General features: G+C 37.5%; 15 protein-coding genes. 10 read left to right on the top strand and 5 right to left on the bottom strand.

Annotated features, from left to right (window positions below; all coding sequences use genetic code 11):
* Positions 1-10: 10 nt before the first annotated feature.
* Together recJ and R2800_10485 are read right to left on the bottom strand one after the other, a co-directional pair.
* Entirely contained in the window at positions 11-1,720 is a 1,710-nt protein-coding gene (gene recJ / locus R2800_10490) for a single-stranded-DNA-specific exonuclease RecJ (protein ID MEZ5017468.1), read from the bottom strand.
* A complete protein-coding gene (locus R2800_10485; GenBank protein MEZ5017467.1) occupies positions 1,710-3,092 on the bottom strand; it encodes an NAD(P)/FAD-dependent oxidoreductase in 1,383 nt (460 codons plus the stop codon). The genes recJ and R2800_10485 overlap by 11 nt, the downstream gene beginning before the upstream one ends.
* Before the next feature lie 168 nt (positions 3,093-3,260).
* Between R2800_10485 and lepB the strand changes: the two genes are divergently transcribed.
* Genes lepB through R2800_10450 form a run of 7 tightly spaced genes read left to right on the top strand, consistent with a single transcriptional unit; the run spans position 3,261 to position 10,098 of the window.
* Entirely contained in the window at positions 3,261-4,451 is a 1,191-nt protein-coding gene (gene lepB, locus R2800_10480; protein MEZ5017466.1) for a signal peptidase I, read from the top strand.
* Between the two features lie 3 nt (positions 4,452-4,454).
* Positions 4,455-4,838: a cytochrome c gene (locus R2800_10475; GenBank protein MEZ5017465.1), complete on the top strand. Its 384-nt coding sequence runs from the start codon at positions 4,455-4,457 to the stop codon at positions 4,836-4,838.
* 53 nt (positions 4,839-4,891) lie between these two features.
* Entirely contained in the window at positions 4,892-5,983 is a 1,092-nt protein-coding gene (locus R2800_10470) for a class I SAM-dependent methyltransferase (GenBank protein MEZ5017464.1), read from the top strand.
* Between the two features lie 40 nt (positions 5,984-6,023).
* Complete coding sequence (locus R2800_10465; GenBank protein MEZ5017463.1) at positions 6,024-7,259, top strand: NAD(P)/FAD-dependent oxidoreductase; 1,236 nt, start codon at positions 6,024-6,026, stop codon at positions 7,257-7,259.
* 14 nt (positions 7,260-7,273) lie between these two features.
* Positions 7,274-7,885, top strand: a complete 612-nt coding sequence (locus R2800_10460; GenBank protein ID MEZ5017462.1) for a hypothetical protein — start codon at positions 7,274-7,276, stop codon at positions 7,883-7,885.
* Entirely contained in the window at positions 7,886-9,082 is a 1,197-nt protein-coding gene (locus tag R2800_10455; protein MEZ5017461.1) for a beta-ketoacyl-[acyl-carrier-protein] synthase family protein, read from the top strand. It abuts the gene before it with no gap.
* Positions 9,083-9,084: 2 nt separating this feature from the next.
* Positions 9,085-10,098: a beta-ketoacyl synthase N-terminal-like domain-containing protein gene (locus tag R2800_10450; protein ID MEZ5017460.1), complete on the top strand. Its 1,014-nt coding sequence runs from the start codon at positions 9,085-9,087 to the stop codon at positions 10,096-10,098.
* Here the strand turns inward: R2800_10450 and R2800_10445 are convergent.
* Entirely contained in the window at positions 10,087-10,803 is a 717-nt protein-coding gene (locus tag R2800_10445) for an FAD-binding oxidoreductase (protein ID MEZ5017459.1), read from the bottom strand. The two genes, R2800_10450 and R2800_10445, sit on opposite strands and share 12 nt — an antisense overlap.
* A gap of 30 nt (positions 10,804-10,833) precedes the next feature.
* On the bottom strand, positions 10,834-11,553 hold the full coding sequence (locus tag R2800_10440) for a carboxypeptidase-like regulatory domain-containing protein (GenBank protein MEZ5017458.1): 720 nt from the start codon (positions 11,551-11,553) through the stop codon (positions 10,834-10,836).
* 158 nt (positions 11,554-11,711) lie between these two features.
* Between R2800_10440 and kbl the strand changes: the two genes are divergently transcribed.
* A complete protein-coding gene (kbl, locus tag R2800_10435) occupies positions 11,712-12,902 on the top strand; it encodes a glycine C-acetyltransferase (protein ID MEZ5017457.1) in 1,191 nt (396 codons plus the stop codon).
* A gap of 73 nt (positions 12,903-12,975) precedes the next feature.
* On the opposite strand, the gene R2800_10430 is transcribed toward kbl, so the two are convergent.
* The gene (locus tag R2800_10430; GenBank protein MEZ5017456.1) at positions 12,976-14,556 is read right to left on the bottom strand and encodes a choice-of-anchor V domain-containing protein; all 1,581 of its coding nucleotides are present in this window, start codon (positions 14,554-14,556) and stop codon (positions 12,976-12,978) included.
* A 237-nt stretch (positions 14,557-14,793) separates the two neighbouring features.
* Between R2800_10430 and mnmH the strand changes: the two genes are divergently transcribed.
* Complete coding sequence (gene mnmH, locus R2800_10425) at positions 14,794-15,840, top strand: tRNA 2-selenouridine(34) synthase MnmH (protein MEZ5017455.1); 1,047 nt, start codon at positions 14,794-14,796, stop codon at positions 15,838-15,840.
* Positions 15,822-16,877, top strand: coding sequence for a selenide, water dikinase SelD (gene selD, locus R2800_10420; protein MEZ5017454.1), 1,056 nt, complete (start codon positions 15,822-15,824; stop codon positions 16,875-16,877). The genes mnmH and selD overlap by 19 nt, the downstream gene beginning before the upstream one ends.
* The last annotated feature ends 53 nt before the right edge of the window (positions 16,878-16,930 follow it).

The following is a 16,930-nucleotide window of genomic DNA, read 5'->3' as shown; positions in this document are numbered from 1 at the left end:
ATAGGTAGTGCTACTGAGGATATCTAATGTCAACCACCCTCATTTGTAAATTCACACGACCATTAAATTCATTTTCATGTATCGTATAAACGATGTCAAAAAGCCCTGAAGATACGATGTCAAATTTTTCGGCCATGTTGAAGCCAATGCCATCCATTACAGTACCATCGTGTTGATGCACACAAAATTTAATATGTAGGTCCTTCACTACTTTTGAATAGCCTTTATAATCACTTACACAGCGCGTCATGAATACAGGACGCATATTTGTTGGCCCGAATGGTGCTATCTGTTTTAAAATATTATAGAAAGGCTGAGTTATGTCGCAGAGTTTTAACTCAGCATCAATTTCTATTTCAGGTACCAGCAGGTCTGGTGTGATGCTTTCTGAAACAACCTCTTCAAACCGTTTAATAAAGGCGTCTACATTTTCAGGTGGCATGGTCATGCCGGCTGCATAGAAGTGTCCTCCGTAATTCTCCAATAAGTCGCGGCATTCATGTATGGCATCGTATACATTAAAGCCCGCTACAGAGCGAGCAGAACCAGCTACTAGATCGTTTGATTTAGTCAGTATAATTGTTGGACGATAGTAATGATCAATAAGCCTTGATGCCACTATGCCAACTACTCCTTTGTGCCAATGCTCTTGATATAGAACAGTAGATTTTTTTAGAAGGCGATTAGGGTCATTGTTTAGCATTGCTAAAGCCTCTTCAGATGTGCTTTTGTCTATTTCTCTTCTGTCCTCATTGTCCGATTTCAAGGCCTCTGCATGCTCATAAGACTTTTCTATATCTTCTTCAATAAAGAGCTCTACTGCTTTTTTGGCATCGTCCATCCTGCCTGCTGCATTTACTCTAGGCCCTATTACAAAAACCAGATCTGATATGGTCATGGTTTTCTTAACGTCGGCTAATTCCATTAAGGTTTTGATACCGAGTGAAGGGTTTTCATTTACCCTTTTTAGTCCATAAAATGCTAGTATTCTATTTTCTCCGTCTATAGGTACTACGTCTGCCGCAATGCTTGTGGCTACAAGGTCTAAATACTGTAAATAGTTTTCCTCAGGGAGCTGCCAATGTTTTGCCAGTGCTTGAGCTAGTTTAAAACCGATGCCACAACCGCTTAGCTCTTTATAAGGGTAATCACAGTCTTGCTGTTTTGGGTTAAGAATAGCAACAGCGGGTGGTATATCTTTATCGGGAGTATGGTGGTCGCATACAATGACATCTATACCTATTGATTGTGCGTACTTTATTAGATCGTAAGATTTAATGCCGCAATCAAGAGTTATCATTAATGTATAGCCATGCTCTTTAGCATAGTCTATCCCCATTTTAGAAATACCATAACCTTCGCGGTAGCGATGTGGAATATAGTATCCTAATTCCCCTTCGTATTGAGCTTTAAGAAAAGAGTATACAAGAGATACAGAAGTTGTCCCGTCTACATCATAATCACCATAAACCAGTATGCGTTCGTGCCATTCTATAGCTTCTGAAATACGGGTTACAGCCTTCTGCATATCCTTCATTAAGAAGGGGTCGTGTAGTTGTGACAACTTCGGTCTAAAGAAAGCTTTTGCACTGTCAAAATTAGTTACTCCTCTTTGTGCTAGTATATTACATAGTTGAGGGTGTATTTTTAGTGCTTCTTGTATATTCTTGGCTACCTGTTCATCAACGGCTTTTAATGTCCATCTTTTATCAGGCATCATGTCCAAAATCCAATTGTTGCACAGACTGGTGATAGTCACTCACCCATTTGTTTAGTTGTGCTATATAATCACTGTTTTCTAAGCTGTCAAAAAAGTTGCCTTTAGCCATTATGTTTTGTAGGAGCTCATCTTGAGCATGAATACAGCTTATGGCTGTATGATATGGTATGTGGCTAAAGGATACCATTTCGTATACAGAAATAAATTGTTCAGGGTAGCGCCTTCCCAATTCTTTTTCTATTTTTTTGCGTAGAAGAAAACTTTCGTCTGCTACTTTATCACGCATCTCTACAAAATTAATAAGGGCTAGCTCAGCAACTGCGTTCCCATTGGGTTTGCGCATATTGTCATACTCTTCTAGAATAGTATTCCAGTCCTTGTCATACTTATCCATTAGGCCAGCCAAAATGGTACAGTCTTCAAAGCCGGCATTCATGCCTTGTCCATAAAAAGGTACAATAGCATGTGCAGCATCTCCAATAAGTGCATTTTTATCGCCAAAATGCCAAGGGTCTACGTGTGTAGTAATAAGAGAAGATGTAGGGTTATTAAAAAAATCTTCTATTAATGTTGGCATTAATGGAACAGCATCAGGGAAGTGTTCTTTAAAGAATGCCATTACCTCCTCCTCATTCGTTAACTTTTCAAAGGATATATCCCCCTCAAAAGGTAGAAATAAAGTGCATGTAAATGTCCCATCTGTATTAGGAAGGGCAATCATCATGAAGTTCTTACGAGGCCAAATATGCAAGGCTTCTTTTTGCATCTTCATACTTCCGTCCTCATTAGGTGGAATAGATAGCTCCTTGTAGCCATGCTTTAAGTAATGATGAGAAGCATCAACTCTATTGGTATGTGTATATGCATTTCTAAGAGCAGAGAAAGCGCCATCTGCACCAAAGATCAAGTCTGATTCTATTGTTTGTGTTTTATTAGTATTGATATCTTCAAGTGTAATAACATTTTTTTCAATATCAACATCGATACACTTTTGTTCAAAGTGTATGGTAGCACCTTCTTGTTCTGCTAGGGTCATTAGTCGTTTATTTAGCTCTCCACGACTTACAGAATAGATAGCCTCATTGTTCTTGCCATATTGTTGGAAGGCAGAGGCTCCATCCGCTTGGTGTAATGCTCTGCCATACATAGGTATAGCTAAATCTTCTATGTCTTTTCTTAACCCCGCAAGGTCTAATGCTTTCCAGCCACGCACACTCATTGCAAGGTTAATGGACTTCCCCGCTGACAGAGAGGCACTACGCATGTCGGGTCTTCGTTCGTATATAGTAACTTCGTGACCACGTTTTCTAAGTATAACTGCAAGTAAAGAACCTACTAGCCCTGCACCTAATATTGTAACTGAACGACTCATTTTATTCTATTTGCGCCCAAAATATAAAAGTATTTGCGAATAGCATTTAACAATCTCCTACAATTTCGTTAAGAAAGCTTATTGTTAAATGTATTTTAGCCATTAACTTCAAGCCATTGAAATGTAATGGAAGTTATTACTTTTGAACCTCAACTTATTTAAAACCTCATGCGACTAGCGTTCTGGAAAAAGAAAAAAGAAAAAGATGTAAAGAAATCATGGTGGAGAGAGTGGCTTGATGCTGGCCTTTTTGCCATTATAGCTGCTACATTGATCCGTATGTTTTTCATTGAAGCCTATACTATACCTACGGGGTCAATGGAGGGAAGTTTGTTAGTCAACGACTATTTGTTTGTAAGTAAGCTTGCATATGGAGCGCGTACACCCATGACTCCTTTGGCTGTACCTCTTGTTCATAACAAAATGCCATTGTCTGATGGGGAATCGTATTCTACTGCAGTACAATGGGGTTATCATAGGTTGCCGGGTTTCGGTAAGGTGAAACGTAATGATATAGTTGTGTTTAACTTCCCTAATGGAGATACGATCATTAAAGAGTTTGCTGAAAGTGACTATTACTCATTATGTAGGGAGTATGGAAGGAGTCAAGTGCTAGGACGCTATACCGCACTTGCACGTCCTGTTGACAAAACAGATAACTATATAAAAAGATGTGTAGCTGTAGCAGGGGATAAAATAGAGATCAAGAATGGTGTAGTGTATATTAATGGTAAGAAAGGGGAAGTCTTTCCTCATGCTCAAAGTACCTATAAGGTGACAACTAATGGAAATTCTGTTTCCTTGGACTTATTAGAGGAAGAAGGTATTGAAACTCCTGAATTTATAGGTGGAGGTATATATGTATTTAAATTGCAGAATAGGCATATCCCTATTCTTAAAGCCCTACCACAAGTAGTAAACATAGAACCAGTGAATGATATGGCAGGTGTTCCTCCTGCAAGACCAATTGATTGGGTGTTCCCTCACGATACGGTAAACTTTAAGTGGAATAAGGACCATTATGGCCCATTATTGATACCTAAAAAAGGTGCTACTGTACAATTAACGCCTCAAAATATTGCTATTTATAGAAGAATTATTGGTCATTATGAAGGCAATGACTTCAGAGAAGAGAATGGTAGATTTTTCGTAAACGGACAGGAAACCAATAGTTATACATTTAAGATGGACTATTACTGGATGATGGGTGACAACAGGCATAATTCTCTAGACTCTCGTTTTTGGGGTTTTGTTCCAGAAGATCATGTTGTGGGTAAGGCATCATTTGTGTGGTTCAGTCATGAGAATGGAATACGTTGGAGTAGATTATTAAGAAGTGTTAAAACCCTGAGCGAATAATATATGAGACAATTAATTGCTTGCGGCGCACTACTTCTAGTTTCATGTGGTAATGCTGAAAGTTCTAGCAATAGTACTAGCGAGGAGAAAAAAGCTGTTCCAGTATATGATTATGGTAAAGAATTATATACTCAAAACTGTACACAATGCCATATTGTAAACAAAGATATGATTGGACCTGCATTAAAAGGTGCTCTAGCTAGATGGGATAATGATACAGTTGCGCTAAGGTCGTTTGTGAAAAATTCAACAATGGCAATAACAAGTGGTAATCCTCGTGCGGTTGAAGTCTACAATAAATGGAATAAAGCCATGATGACACCAATGCCTCATCTTACAGATGAAGATATTGATGCTATATTAGACTATGTAGAAAGAGCAGAATAAACTTGAAGCATTTTTGATATAGTTGTTACATTTGTGTTTACAGAATTAATAATATGACAAAAAATGCTACCCCTAAAGCGGGTTTATTTGAAAAAGATAGCAAATCGGCTTTAGATGCCATTTCACAAGCACAGTTTATTGCATTCGCACCCTATATTTTCCAGGCATCTGTGCTGTTGAGAGATAGTAATATTTTAAAAATAGTAGAGGAGTCTCGATTAAATGGTATAACACTTGAAGATATTGTAGCTCAAGTAGATATGTCTCATTATGGTGCGCGTATATTGTTAGAGGCGGGTTTAGGTATAGGGCTTGTATATAGAAAAGAAGGGAAGTATTTTTTAGCTAAGACAGGTCACTTTTTTATCAACCAAGCAATGACAAGAGTCAATACAAACTTTATGAAAGATGTTTGTTATGACGGAGCGGCTGATTTAGAAAGTTCAATAAAAGATAGCAAGCCAAATGGGTTAAAGCATTTGGGAGACTGGTCAACTATTTATCAGGGTCTTTCACTTTTAAAAGAGCCTGCTAAAACGAGTTGGTTTGATTTTGACCATTTTTATTCTGATAATGTGTTCCCTGAAGCCCTTCCATTGGTATTCGAGCGTCAGCCTAAGCGAATTATGGATATAGGTGCTAATACAGGTAAGTTCACCTTAGCATGTTTAAATCATAATGCTAACGTTGAAGTAGGGTTGGTAGACCTACAAGTTCAACTAAATGTTGCTGAAGGTAATATTAAAGAAGCAGGCTTTGCAGACAGAGTGCAGTATCATGAGCGTAATGTTCTGGATAAGGATAGTGAGTTGCCTGAAGGTTATGATGTGATTTGGATGAGTCAATTCTTAGACTGTTTTGCAGATAATGAAATTGTGTTTATACTGGAAAAATGTCATCGAGCATTAGCTGAAGGAGGAAGTATATTTATTAATGAGACGTTCTGGGATAGGCAACAGTTTGAGGCTTCGGCATTGAGCTTACAAATGACATCGTTATACTTTACTACCATGGCCAACGGTAATAGCCAAATGTATGATAGTAAGGTGTTTTTGACATTGATAGACAAAGCTGGTTTTGAAATAGTGAGAGATATAGATAATGTCGGTCAAAGTCACACAATATTAGAGTTACGTAAGAAGTAATACTTTCTTAGATTATTATTTTTTTTGATAGTTTGCCCCTATGAGTATCCTAAATGAAGTAGATGTTTTAGTTATTGGCGCAGGGCCATCTGGCAGTATTGCAGCGTCTATTATGCATCAAAACGGGTTGTCTGTTCAGGTAGTTGAAAAGATGAAATTCCCTCGTTTTGTAATAGGTGAAAGTCTGCTACCCCGATGTATGGAGGCTCTTGAAGAGGCAAAGCTATTAGATGTAGTTAAACAGCAAGGGTTTCAACAAAAGGATGGTGCAAGATTTGTAAAAGGTGATAGGAAGTGTGACTTTAATTTTTCTCAGCAATTTACCCCGGGGTGGAAATGGACTTGGCAAGTGCCACGCGCAGATTTTGATACGGCTTTAGCTAGTGAGTGTGAGAAAATGGGGATTAATATTGCATATGAAACGGGAGTCACAGATATTAAGTTTCATAATGACCATTCAATAACTACGGTAGAGACAAAAGAAGGTTTTAAGGAGATAAAGGCGAAGTTTATAGTAGATGGTAGTGGATATGGAAGGGTAATCCCAAGAATGTTTGGGCTTGAGAGAGCGGCAAAGTTGCCACCAAAGAAAGCACTTTTCTGCCATATAACAGACCCTAAAAGGGCACAGGTACATGAACCCAATAGAATAATAGCAATAGTACATAATCCAAGTACTTGGATATGGGTAATCCCTTTCTCTAACGGCAATACTTCTGTAGGTTTTGTTGGAGATCCAGACTTTTTTGATCAATTTGAAGACACTCCAGAAGAACAATTGAGAGCACTAATAGCTACAGAACCAACAATAGCAGATAGATTTGTAGATGCTGATTTTGTATGGGAGCCTAGAGTGTTACAGAGCTGGAGCGTTACTACTGACTCCTTTTATGGAGATGGCTATGTGTTGACAGGAAATGTAACTGAGTTTTTAGATCCAATTTTTTCATCAGGAGTTACACTGGCAGCAGTGTCTGCTCAATTAGCTGCTCATTTAGTAATAAGAACATTAAAAGGGGAAAAGGTTGATTGGCAAAAAGAGTACATGGATAAGATGATGCAAGGTATTGATGTGTTCAGAACATATGTTGATTGTTGGTATGATGGAACTTTGCATGAGATATTCTTTACCCCTAATCCCAGAGAAGATATAAAGGGACAGATATGTTCGGTATTGGCAGGGTATGTTTGGGATGAGGATAACCCATTTGTGAAAAACCATGAGAAGAATGTGAAAGGTTTGGCAAAATATCTTGCTGCAACTGGGAATAATTAAAAAAGATTCATTAAGTGGAGTTGTCTATAATAAGTTCGGTACGTATTGATAACCATTCTTTTATTAAGGATGGGAAAGAGATGGTATTCGACGATGAAACTAAAGTTTTAGCAACACCGGAAGAATTCTATAGGTACAAGGAATACAATTACATGAAGTTCTTTAAAATGGACTTGTTATGTAAATGGGCGTGGTTGGGTACAGAGGTTTTGTTGGAGGAAAATGATTCGATCATATCCGAAATTGATAAGAGCAATATAGCTGTTGTATTAATGACCCATCATGGATGCATAGATGTAGATAAGAAATACTTAAAAACTACAGAGTCTATACCTAGTCCAGCTTTGTTTGTATACACACTGCCTAACATTATGCTTGGGGAAATATGTATTAGGCATGGCTTTAAAGGGGAACAAGCAAGTTTAGTAAGTTATAGATTTGACATAGAAGAGATCCATTATTATGTTTCAGACTTGTTGAATAATAGAGGTATGAAAGCTTGCCTTTTTGGCTGGGTAGATGCTTTTGACGATAGTAAGGATGTGGCGATGTATTGGGTTTCGAAAAGTGATATAGGCAACAGTTTTACAGTAGATAATATTAAAGAAATATATTCAAAAGACTAGATGGCTACAAAAGCTTATATAGTAAATACAGGTATCATTACTGCTATTGGTAATAACAGCGACGAATGCAAGCAAGCATTAATTGAAGGCAAGTCTGGTATAGGTTATGCAGACCATTTGGCTACGCATTGGCAAAAGGAGATACCTGTAGGTGAAGTAAAGAAGACGAATGAAGAGTTAGCAGAAATTGTAGGCGTTAGTAAGGAATGGCCTCGAACGGCCTTGTTAAGTGCTATTGCCGTTCAAGAGGCATGGGGGCCTTATCAAGAAAAATCAGATGGTTTGCGTGTAGGGTTTTATTCCGCTAATACAGTTGGTGGAATGGATTTGACTGAAGGAGTGTATGATGCTTTTAAGCAGGATGCCAATAGTGTGGATTGTAATAAGATCATAAATCATGAGTGTGGTGCGATAACAGAATTAGTTGCAACACATTTTAATATCAATGATTTTGTAACAACCATTAGTACGGCTTGTTCTTCTTCTGCAAATAGTATTATGATGGCTGCGCAAATGATAGAAGCAGGTATGTTAGATGTTGCAATTGCTGGCGGTGCAGATGGGTTGTCAAAATTTACTTTAAATGGTTTTAATACCCTTATGATATTAGATAGGGAAGAATGCCAACCATTTGATAACAATAGAAGAGGGCTGAATCTTGGGGAAGGTGCAGGATATGTTGTGTTAATGAGTGAGAAAGCGCTAAAGCATTTTGATGCCGAAGGGCAGTGTTTTGTAAGTGGCTTTGCAAATGCCAATGACGCATTTCACCAGACTGCTTCATCTCCTGATGGCATTGGGAATCAACTAGCAATGACCAATGCATTGAAAAGAGCAGGATTAAAACCGGAAGATATAGACTACATCAATCTGCACGGAACAGGAACAGCAAATAATGATAGCGCTGAGGGTATGGCAATAGAAAAAGTGTTTAAAGGGATGATACCTTTAGCCTCATCAACAAAAGCTTATACAGGGCATACCTTGGGTGCTGCGGGTGGAGTAGAGGCTGTGTTTTCTGTTATGAGTATAAAGGAAGGTATTGTATATCCAAACATGAGATGGAAAACTCAAATGGAAGATGTTACGTGGAAGCCAGTTACAGAGTTGATGACTGGTCAAAATATTAATAACGTTTTATCTAACTCTTTTGGTTTTGGAGGTAATTGTTCCTCTTTAATTTTATCAAAGTGCTAAGTATGGAATTGTATATAAACAGTGTAGGGTCAATAAGTGGAGACGGAGGTAAAGAGGGTAGTTATCCGACTAGTTGCTTATATGCAGCAGAACCGGACTATACTGCGTATATAAAACCAATGCAGCTACGTAGAATGAGCAAGGCTGTTAGAATGGGTATTGGTGCATCTACGATAGCATTAGAAAAAGTGGGCTTAGAAAAAGCGGATGCCCTTTCTGCAGGAACAGCAATGGGCTGCTTGGCAGATACAGAGGTTTTTTTGAAGAAATTGATAGATCAGGAAGAGCAGATGCTAACACCTACTGCTTTTATACAATCAACACATAATACTGTAGCAGGACAAATAGCATTACATACTAAATGTAATGGTCATAATATGACATATGTACACCGTGGTCATTCTTTTGAACATGCTATGATCAATACACAGTTGTATCTAAATGATAACCCTAGTGAATTTGTGTTAACAGGTGGTTTGGATGAATTAACCGATGGTAGTATTGCAGCATTGCAAAGAGGGCGGGTTTATACTTCTAATAACTTAGAGCAGCATGAGGTACTTGAGGGTATTAATACAGGTGCAGTAGCGGGAGAAGGAGCAACTTTTTTTGTTGTCTCAGGAAAGCCTTTAAAAGATAATGTTGCTTGTGTTAAAGATGTGTATTGCTTTTCAACAAAAGATACAAATGCCGCTATTGAAAAGGTTAGTGGCTTTGCCCAATGTCATGAACAAAACGTAGATTTAGTTTTATTGGGCGATAGTGGAGATAAATCTACTAGCGAATTTTACACACAGCTAAGAGAAAATATATTTAAGGATGTATGTCAAACGTCATTCAAGCACTTATGTGGGGAGTATGCGGTAAGTAGTGCTTACGCATTGTCATTGTTAGTTGATAGGGAATTGTCTGATTCTTTATTTAGGACTGACCGACCTGAAAAAATCAGAAAAGTGATTATTGTAAATCACTTCATGCATTATTACAACTGCTGGTATGTAGAGCTAGCCGTATAGTTCAAAGTGAATCTGCTTTTTATCGTATCCCATTTCCGCTAGTCTTTTTCTAGCATCGTCAACCATCATTTTCCAACCACATAACATGAATTGAGCTTCAGGTTTATTGGCGCATATTCTTTCGTATACATCATGCACATAACCTTCTTCTCCATCCCATTTTTCTCTAGATAATACAGGATGATAATGAAAGCCATCTAATTCTTTTTCAAGTTGCTTCATTTCATCAAAATAGAGCAAGTCTTTTTGGGTACGTGTGCCAAAAATTAGATGTAATTTTTTATGAGGTATATTATGTTCTTTGATGTAGTGTAACATGCTTCTGAATGGAGCAATACCAGTGCCTGTGCATATAAAGAAGAAGTCTGTATCAAGGTGGTCAGGCATCGTAAATACCCCTTGAGGGCCTCTTAGTATTACTTCTGCACCTTCGTCTATTTGGTTGAAAAGATAAGTTGTTCCAAGTCCTCCATCTAAATAAACGATTACTAGCTCTATTACATTTGAGCCGTCAGGCATAGATGCAATACTGTAACTACGCCAACGTTTATTTCTTTTTTCATGTATTGGTAAATCAGCTGTAACAAATTGTCCCGGCTTAAAGTCAAAGCATTCTACTTCAGGTAAGGTGATGAAATAACGACGTGTACCTGCTGTAGCTTGTTCAATTTTTGTTACAATACCTTTTTGCCATTGTGGTAACATGTAGTAAAGGTATTGAATTTATATAATAGCTTATTCGGGCTTTTCGATAGAAAGATTAAAAATAGAACTGTCAATGGGACTTCCTTTTTCCCGCCAAGTTCTATAATTATATCTGATCCACATTTTCAGTTCCAGTTCCGTAGCTGCTCTGGCAAAATCATACTCCATAGGGTGTATGCTCATAAAATACCCTAATGTATCTCCGCTAAGGTTGGTAAGCTGTTGTACTAAAGGTCTTGTATAGCGTGTGTCAATAAATCGGCTATTTTCCCATTGTGTCAGGCTTTTTTGAAATCGGAATATCTGCTTGCTTCTACCTGACAATCGTTCTGCTACGAATGAAACTGGGCTCATTACAGAGCTGTGTGTCCTTGATAGCGCAGGCGCGTAGATTCTTTGCTTTTCAATAGAATCGATCTGATAAGGAGTATACTTAGGCCTTAGTACAAATTCATTAAGTCTGTACGACAAAGGGTGCATATTTATTTTGATGTTTTGCGTAGGTGTGCCTGCCGAAACAATATACTCTGTTACGTCATAGCCAATAAATGAAAAAGTTACTTGTTGCCCATCTTTTACGGGTATTGAAAATAGACCATCTTTAGAGGTGATCGTTGTTTGTTGTGTGCTTACATTCACCACTGTAACAGGATATAATGGTGTATTTTTCTCATCTACAACACGACCAGTTAAAGTCTGCGCAACCATGCTCAATGGTAATAAAAGTAATATGATGAGTAGTCTTTTCAAATAGTCTAAATATACAGGTAAAGGTAGCAGAAGCTCAGTTTCTCTAATATATTTCTGCCTGTTTTTTACATTACTTTAAGAAAGAAAGTATAAGTTCTCCACAAGAAGCATTGATAAATAAGAGGATTACATTTACTTTGCTCTAAAATTAAATAAATATGTCAAGTCCATCTTTCTACAATAGATTACAAGAAGAGTTAAAAGAAATCCAAGATTCAGGTTTATATAAGAATGAAAGGTTTATAGAATCTGAACAAGGTGCAGAGATTACAGTTAATGGAAAGAAAGTGCTTAATTTTTGTGCTAATAACTATTTGGGTCTGTCTTCGCACTCTAAAGTTATAGAAGCGGCACACAAGACGATAGATAATCGTGGTTATGGGATGAGCTCTGTTCGTTTTATATGTGGTACGCAGGATATACATAAAGAGCTGGAGGAAAAGTTGTCAAAATTTGTTGGTGCGGAGGATACGATACTATACGTTGCTTGTTTTGATGCTAATGGTGGTGTTTTTGAGCCATTATTGAATAGTGAAGATGTTATTATTTCTGATACATTAAATCATGCGTCTATCATTGATGGTGTTCGTCTTTGTAAAGCACAAAGGGCGAGATACAAGCATAATGACATGGCTGACTTGGAAGAACAGCTAAAAGCACATGCCGGAGCTAGAACGAGGCTAATTGTTACAGACTCTGTTTTTTCAATGGATGGTACTATTGCACAATTAGATAAAATTTGTGACTTAGCGGATAAATATGATGCGTTAGTGATGATAGACGAAAGCCATTCTTCGGGTTTTATGGGTAAAAATGGTAGAGGTGTGCATGAGCTATGTGGTGTGATGGATAGAATAGATATAATTACAAGTACTTTGGGTAAAGCCTTGGGTGGTGCATCTGGTGGTTTTACTAGTGGTAAGAAAGAGATAATAGACATGCTACGTCAACGCAGCCGTCCATATTTATTCTCTAATACTGTTGCTCCATCAGTGGTAGGCGCCACTATAGCTGTATTGGACATGTTAAGTGAAACAACAGAACTAAGGGACAAGCTTGAAGAGAATACATTGTATTTTAGAGAGCAGATGACTGCGGTTGGTTTTGACATCAAGCCTGGCACACACCCTATTGTTCCAATAATGTTGTATGATGCTGTAGTAGCGCAAAAGATGGCTGCAAGCATGCTAGAAGAAGGCATCTATGTGATTGGTTTCTTTTATCCCGTAGTGCCAAAAGGGGAGGCTCGTATTCGTGTTCAAATATCTGCGGGGCACAATAAGGAACAATTAGATAAAGCAATAGCAGCATTTACTAAAGTTGGGAAGGATCTAGGAGTGATTAAATAAAAAATTGGATAACCGTATAATTAAAATGCCACCTGAAAAGGTGGCATTTTAATACATGAGTATATTATATATTCTAATGAATCACCTTTATTAAGTGGATGTAATAACTGCTCGTAGATTTTAAATGCACTAAGTATAGTCCTGAAGGGTAAGAGCGTGTATTAATTGTAAAAGATGAGTTCGGTAGAGCTCTCTTTTTGTAAACTAAAATACCTTCAATAGACATAATTAAAATATCATTGACAGTATCGTCATTTGAAATAGTGATAGTTGCACTTTTATCACAAGGGTTAGGGTATACTTTAATGGGTTCTTTAGAATCCTTTAGTGTATAAATATTTGTAGGCCAGTTTAGAATATTGCTCATGAATGTGTCACTACCACAATGATTTGAAATAATAAGCTTTGCAACAAAAGCACCTTTGCTAGTGTAGGTATGCGTAATAGTCGCATTTGAATTATTTAGTCCGTCTCCAAATATCCATTGTTGGTTATCTACATAACGTGGATTGTCCATAGAAAATTTGAAAGTATTTTCTGCAACCTTTTGAACAATCATTTGATCTATCATAGGTAGAGAGTCCACTTGTATATTGACAGTATCTGTAGCAATGCAGTTATTAGCATCTGTAACAGTTATTGAATATTTACCAGTATGGTTTACCATAGCTGGTGAAATAGCAGGTGTTTTACTATTAGATGTAAAGCTTAATGGTCCTAGCCAAGTATATGCAAGTGTACCGGTGCCCCCTGTTGCTGAGGCTGTTAATGGTATATTATCACCAATACAGAAAGCTGCATCAGAAGATTTGGTCAATGAAATTTTAGAAGCAGGTTGATTGATAATAGGGTATATAGTATCCTTGCAGCCTCCTGTAGCAGTAATTATAAGGCGATATTGTCCAGCTTTTACATAACTAATATTTTGGGCTGTAGATGAAAAAGAACTAGGGCCGGTCCAATCGAAACTGAAAGGTGAGCTGCCGCCAGAAGTAGTAATATTAATTGCACCTGTGTTATCACCAAAGCATTTAACATGAGTTATATTAGGCGTAGTTGTAGGTTTCGTACAGCCACTACCTGTAGAGGCAGATATAGTTAGAGATGAGGTTGCTACATTATCATTTGTTTGTTGAAAGTTTCCATCGGCAACTAAGCCTGCTGCATAAAAAGTGATATTTCCTGTACTAGTAACAGGAGATGTCCACGGTATATTAATAACACCACTTGTAAGCCTTGTACTATGGGAAGCATAAGTACGGCCACTTATAGTTACTGTTTTAGTGCCTGATGGCATAGTTCCCCAGCCACTAACGTTGCTATTATTGCTGGATTTGACACTAACTGCTTGAAATCCGTATTTGGTGTTAGAGTTAGTTCCTGAAGAACTAATAGTGATACGTAATGTATAGCTATGGTTTGCTGTATAGCTCGTTACAGCAGTCGACCCGTCAAAAAGTTGTAGTGTTGTAGTAGGGGAGAATGAACCAGAACTGCTATGACAACTTGTGCCGTTAGAGCAGGTTCCATTATCAAAAGATGCACCAGTTCGTCCGCCATTACTTGTGTAGGAGCCACTACTGTTAAACATTGACAAATAACCAATGATGCAAATAAGTATCATGGAAAGAGAGGTCTTGTTTATGAATTTCATAACTCACAGAATTTGATATGAGGATAATAGTAATGTTTTTGTTTTTCTTTTTACTGAATTAGTTAAGCTCTAAGTCTTTAATATTAACTAGCAGTTTATATGTGCATTTATTTTAATAAGTTTTTAAGTTTGTCGTATCAGCTGATTGTATAAATAGAATCATATATCATTGTTTTCTGAGTTCAAGAATTATAATAATTGACTAATTCCTTTTTCTAATTATATTGGCTATTTGATATGGCAATTAAGAAAATAAGCATACTAGAGTTTCTGGAATTAAGAAAGAGTTGCGTTGTGTTAGATGTACGCAGTCCTGGTGAGTTTGCTCATGCACATATTTTAGGAGCCATATCTATGCCTTTATTTACGGATGAAGAAAGAAAAGTTGTAGGAACTTCTTATAAACAAGAAAGTCGAGAGCGCGCAATAAAAATAGGGTTGGACTATTTTGGAGTAAAGATGCGGAAGATGGTAGAGGAGGTAGAGCATATAATACAGAAAAACTCATGTTCAAAAATTATTGTCCATTGTTGGAGAGGAGGTATGCGTAGTGCAGGTGTTGCTTGGTTGTTAGATTTGTATGGTTTTGATGTACATGTATTAACAGGAGGGTATAAGGCCTATAGGAAATGGATTCACCAGCAATTTAGTGTGGGGTATAAATTTTTAATATTGAGCGGATATACAGGTTCGGGCAAGACACTAGTATTGAAAAGTTTGAAAGATAAACAAGAAGCTGCAGTGGATTTAGAAGCTACTGCTATACACAGGGGGTCTTCTTTTGGAGGCATGAAAGAGCCTCAGCCTACACAAGAAATGTTTGAAAATAAGCTAGGGGAAGCGCTGGCTAATTTAAAGGTGCAATCTGAGGAATATATATGGATAGAAGACGAAAGTCAAAGGATAGGTAACTTAAATATACCCCCTCCTTTATGGCAAACTATGCGCAGGGGAAGTGTGTGCTTTTTAGACGTTCCCTTTGAAGAAAGATTAAAGCACATTGTTGAAGAATATGGTGTAGTAGATAAGCAGGATTTAATAGAGGCTACTTATCGAATCCAGAAAAGATTAGGTGGTTTAGAAACAAAAAAATGTATAGAGCATTTGGAGAATGAAAGAGTGACTGATGCATTTGAAGTCTTATTAAAGTATTATGATAAACAGTACTTAAAAGCGTTTAATAAAAGAGGACTGCATGAGCATGAAATTGAAACAATAATATGTAAGCATGTATCAGGTGAAGAAAATGCTGAAAAATTGATAGTATGGAAGAAAATGAAATAAAGTTAACTCAATATGCACATGGAGCAGGGTGCGGTTGTAAAATTGCTCCTACAGTATTAGCTGAAATACTTGAAGCCAATACTATTGCTCCAAATAATGATAAGTTGCTCATTGGCAATAGTTCTAAAGATGATGCTTGTGCTTACGATATAGGAAATGGAAATGCATTAATAACCACCACTGACTTTTTTACACCTATTGTTGATGACGCATTTGATTTTGGGAGAATAGCTTCTGCTAACGCGATTAGTGATGTTTATGCTATGGGTGGAACCCCTTTTTTGGCTATCGCAATTTTAGGTTGGCCAGTAGATAAGTTGCCTGCTAGCTTAGCCAATAAGGTTTTAGAAGGTAGTAGAGCAGTATGTGCAGAGGCTGGCATTTCTTTAGCAGGAGGTCATAGTATAGATGTTGCAGAACCTTTTTTCGGGCTAGCTGTAAATGGCATATGCGCTATTGAAAATTTAAAGAAAAACAACACAGCGAAAGAAGGAGATATGTTATTGCTAACAAAACCACTAGGTGTAGGAATACTTTCTACAGCACAAAAAAGAGGGTTGATAACTGATGAACAACAAAAGGAGATGATGTCTTATATGGCTTCACTTAACAAGGTTGGGGAGTTGTTGGCAAAAATTGAAGGAGTACATGCAATGACTGATGTAACAGGCTTCGGGATATTAGGACATTTAATTGAAATGGCAGAGGGTAGTGCTCTGTCTGCAGAGCTGTATTATGATAATTTGAAAATTGTAACAGGTGCTACTGAATATCTTAAGCAACGTGTTGTGCCCGATGCTACTTACAGAAATTGGAACGCATATAGCAATAAGACCTCGTTTGATTCAGGTGTAGATGTGATGGAAGCATTCAATTTATTGCCTGACCCTCAAACAAATGGGGGGCTCTTAGTTGCAGTGTCTGAAGATGCAGTAAGTGATATTGTAGAGGTTTTTAAGGATGTGGGACTAGGTGATTTTATTGATCCTATAGGTAGGATGGTAGCTCCTCAAGAAAAAGTGATTATAGTAAAATAAAACAGCCCTCTATTTGAGGGCTGCTGTTTTATGTGTGGGCAAAGGGAGAGAAA

Source organism: Flavipsychrobacter sp. (genome assembly GCA_041392855.1).
Classification (GTDB): domain Bacteria; phylum Bacteroidota; class Bacteroidia; order Chitinophagales; family Chitinophagaceae; genus UBA5543.
Note: the sequence above shows the minus strand (reverse complement) of the source record. Positions and strands in the feature narration are given on the sequence as shown.

Coding starts and splice junctions, on each gene's coding strand:
- R2800_10430 (MEZ5017456.1), bottom strand. CDS start 14,556: ATGAAATTCATAAACAAGACCTCTCTTTCCATGATACTTATTTGCATC.
- recJ (MEZ5017468.1), bottom strand. CDS start 1,720: ATGATGCCTGATAAAAGATGGACATTAAAAGCCGTTGATGAACAGGTA.
- R2800_10475 (MEZ5017465.1), top strand. CDS start 4,455: ATGAGACAATTAATTGCTTGCGGCGCACTACTTCTAGTTTCATGTGGT.
- lepB (MEZ5017466.1), top strand. CDS start 3,261: ATGCGACTAGCGTTCTGGAAAAAGAAAAAAGAAAAAGATGTAAAGAAA.
- R2800_10445 (MEZ5017459.1), bottom strand. CDS start 10,803: ATGTTACCACAATGGCAAAAAGGTATTGTAACAAAAATTGAACAAGCT.
- R2800_10455 (MEZ5017461.1), top strand. CDS start 7,886: ATGGCTACAAAAGCTTATATAGTAAATACAGGTATCATTACTGCTATT.
- R2800_10465 (MEZ5017463.1), top strand. CDS start 6,024: ATGAGTATCCTAAATGAAGTAGATGTTTTAGTTATTGGCGCAGGGCCA.
- R2800_10470 (MEZ5017464.1), top strand. CDS start 4,892: ATGACAAAAAATGCTACCCCTAAAGCGGGTTTATTTGAAAAAGATAGC.
- selD (MEZ5017454.1), top strand. CDS start 15,822: ATGGAAGAAAATGAAATAAAGTTAACTCAATATGCACATGGAGCAGGG.
- kbl (MEZ5017457.1), top strand. CDS start 11,712: ATGTCAAGTCCATCTTTCTACAATAGATTACAAGAAGAGTTAAAAGAA.
- R2800_10450 (MEZ5017460.1), top strand. CDS start 9,085: ATGGAATTGTATATAAACAGTGTAGGGTCAATAAGTGGAGACGGAGGT.
- R2800_10485 (MEZ5017467.1), bottom strand. CDS start 3,092: ATGAGTCGTTCAGTTACAATATTAGGTGCAGGGCTAGTAGGTTCTTTA.
- mnmH (MEZ5017455.1), top strand. CDS start 14,794: ATGGCAATTAAGAAAATAAGCATACTAGAGTTTCTGGAATTAAGAAAG.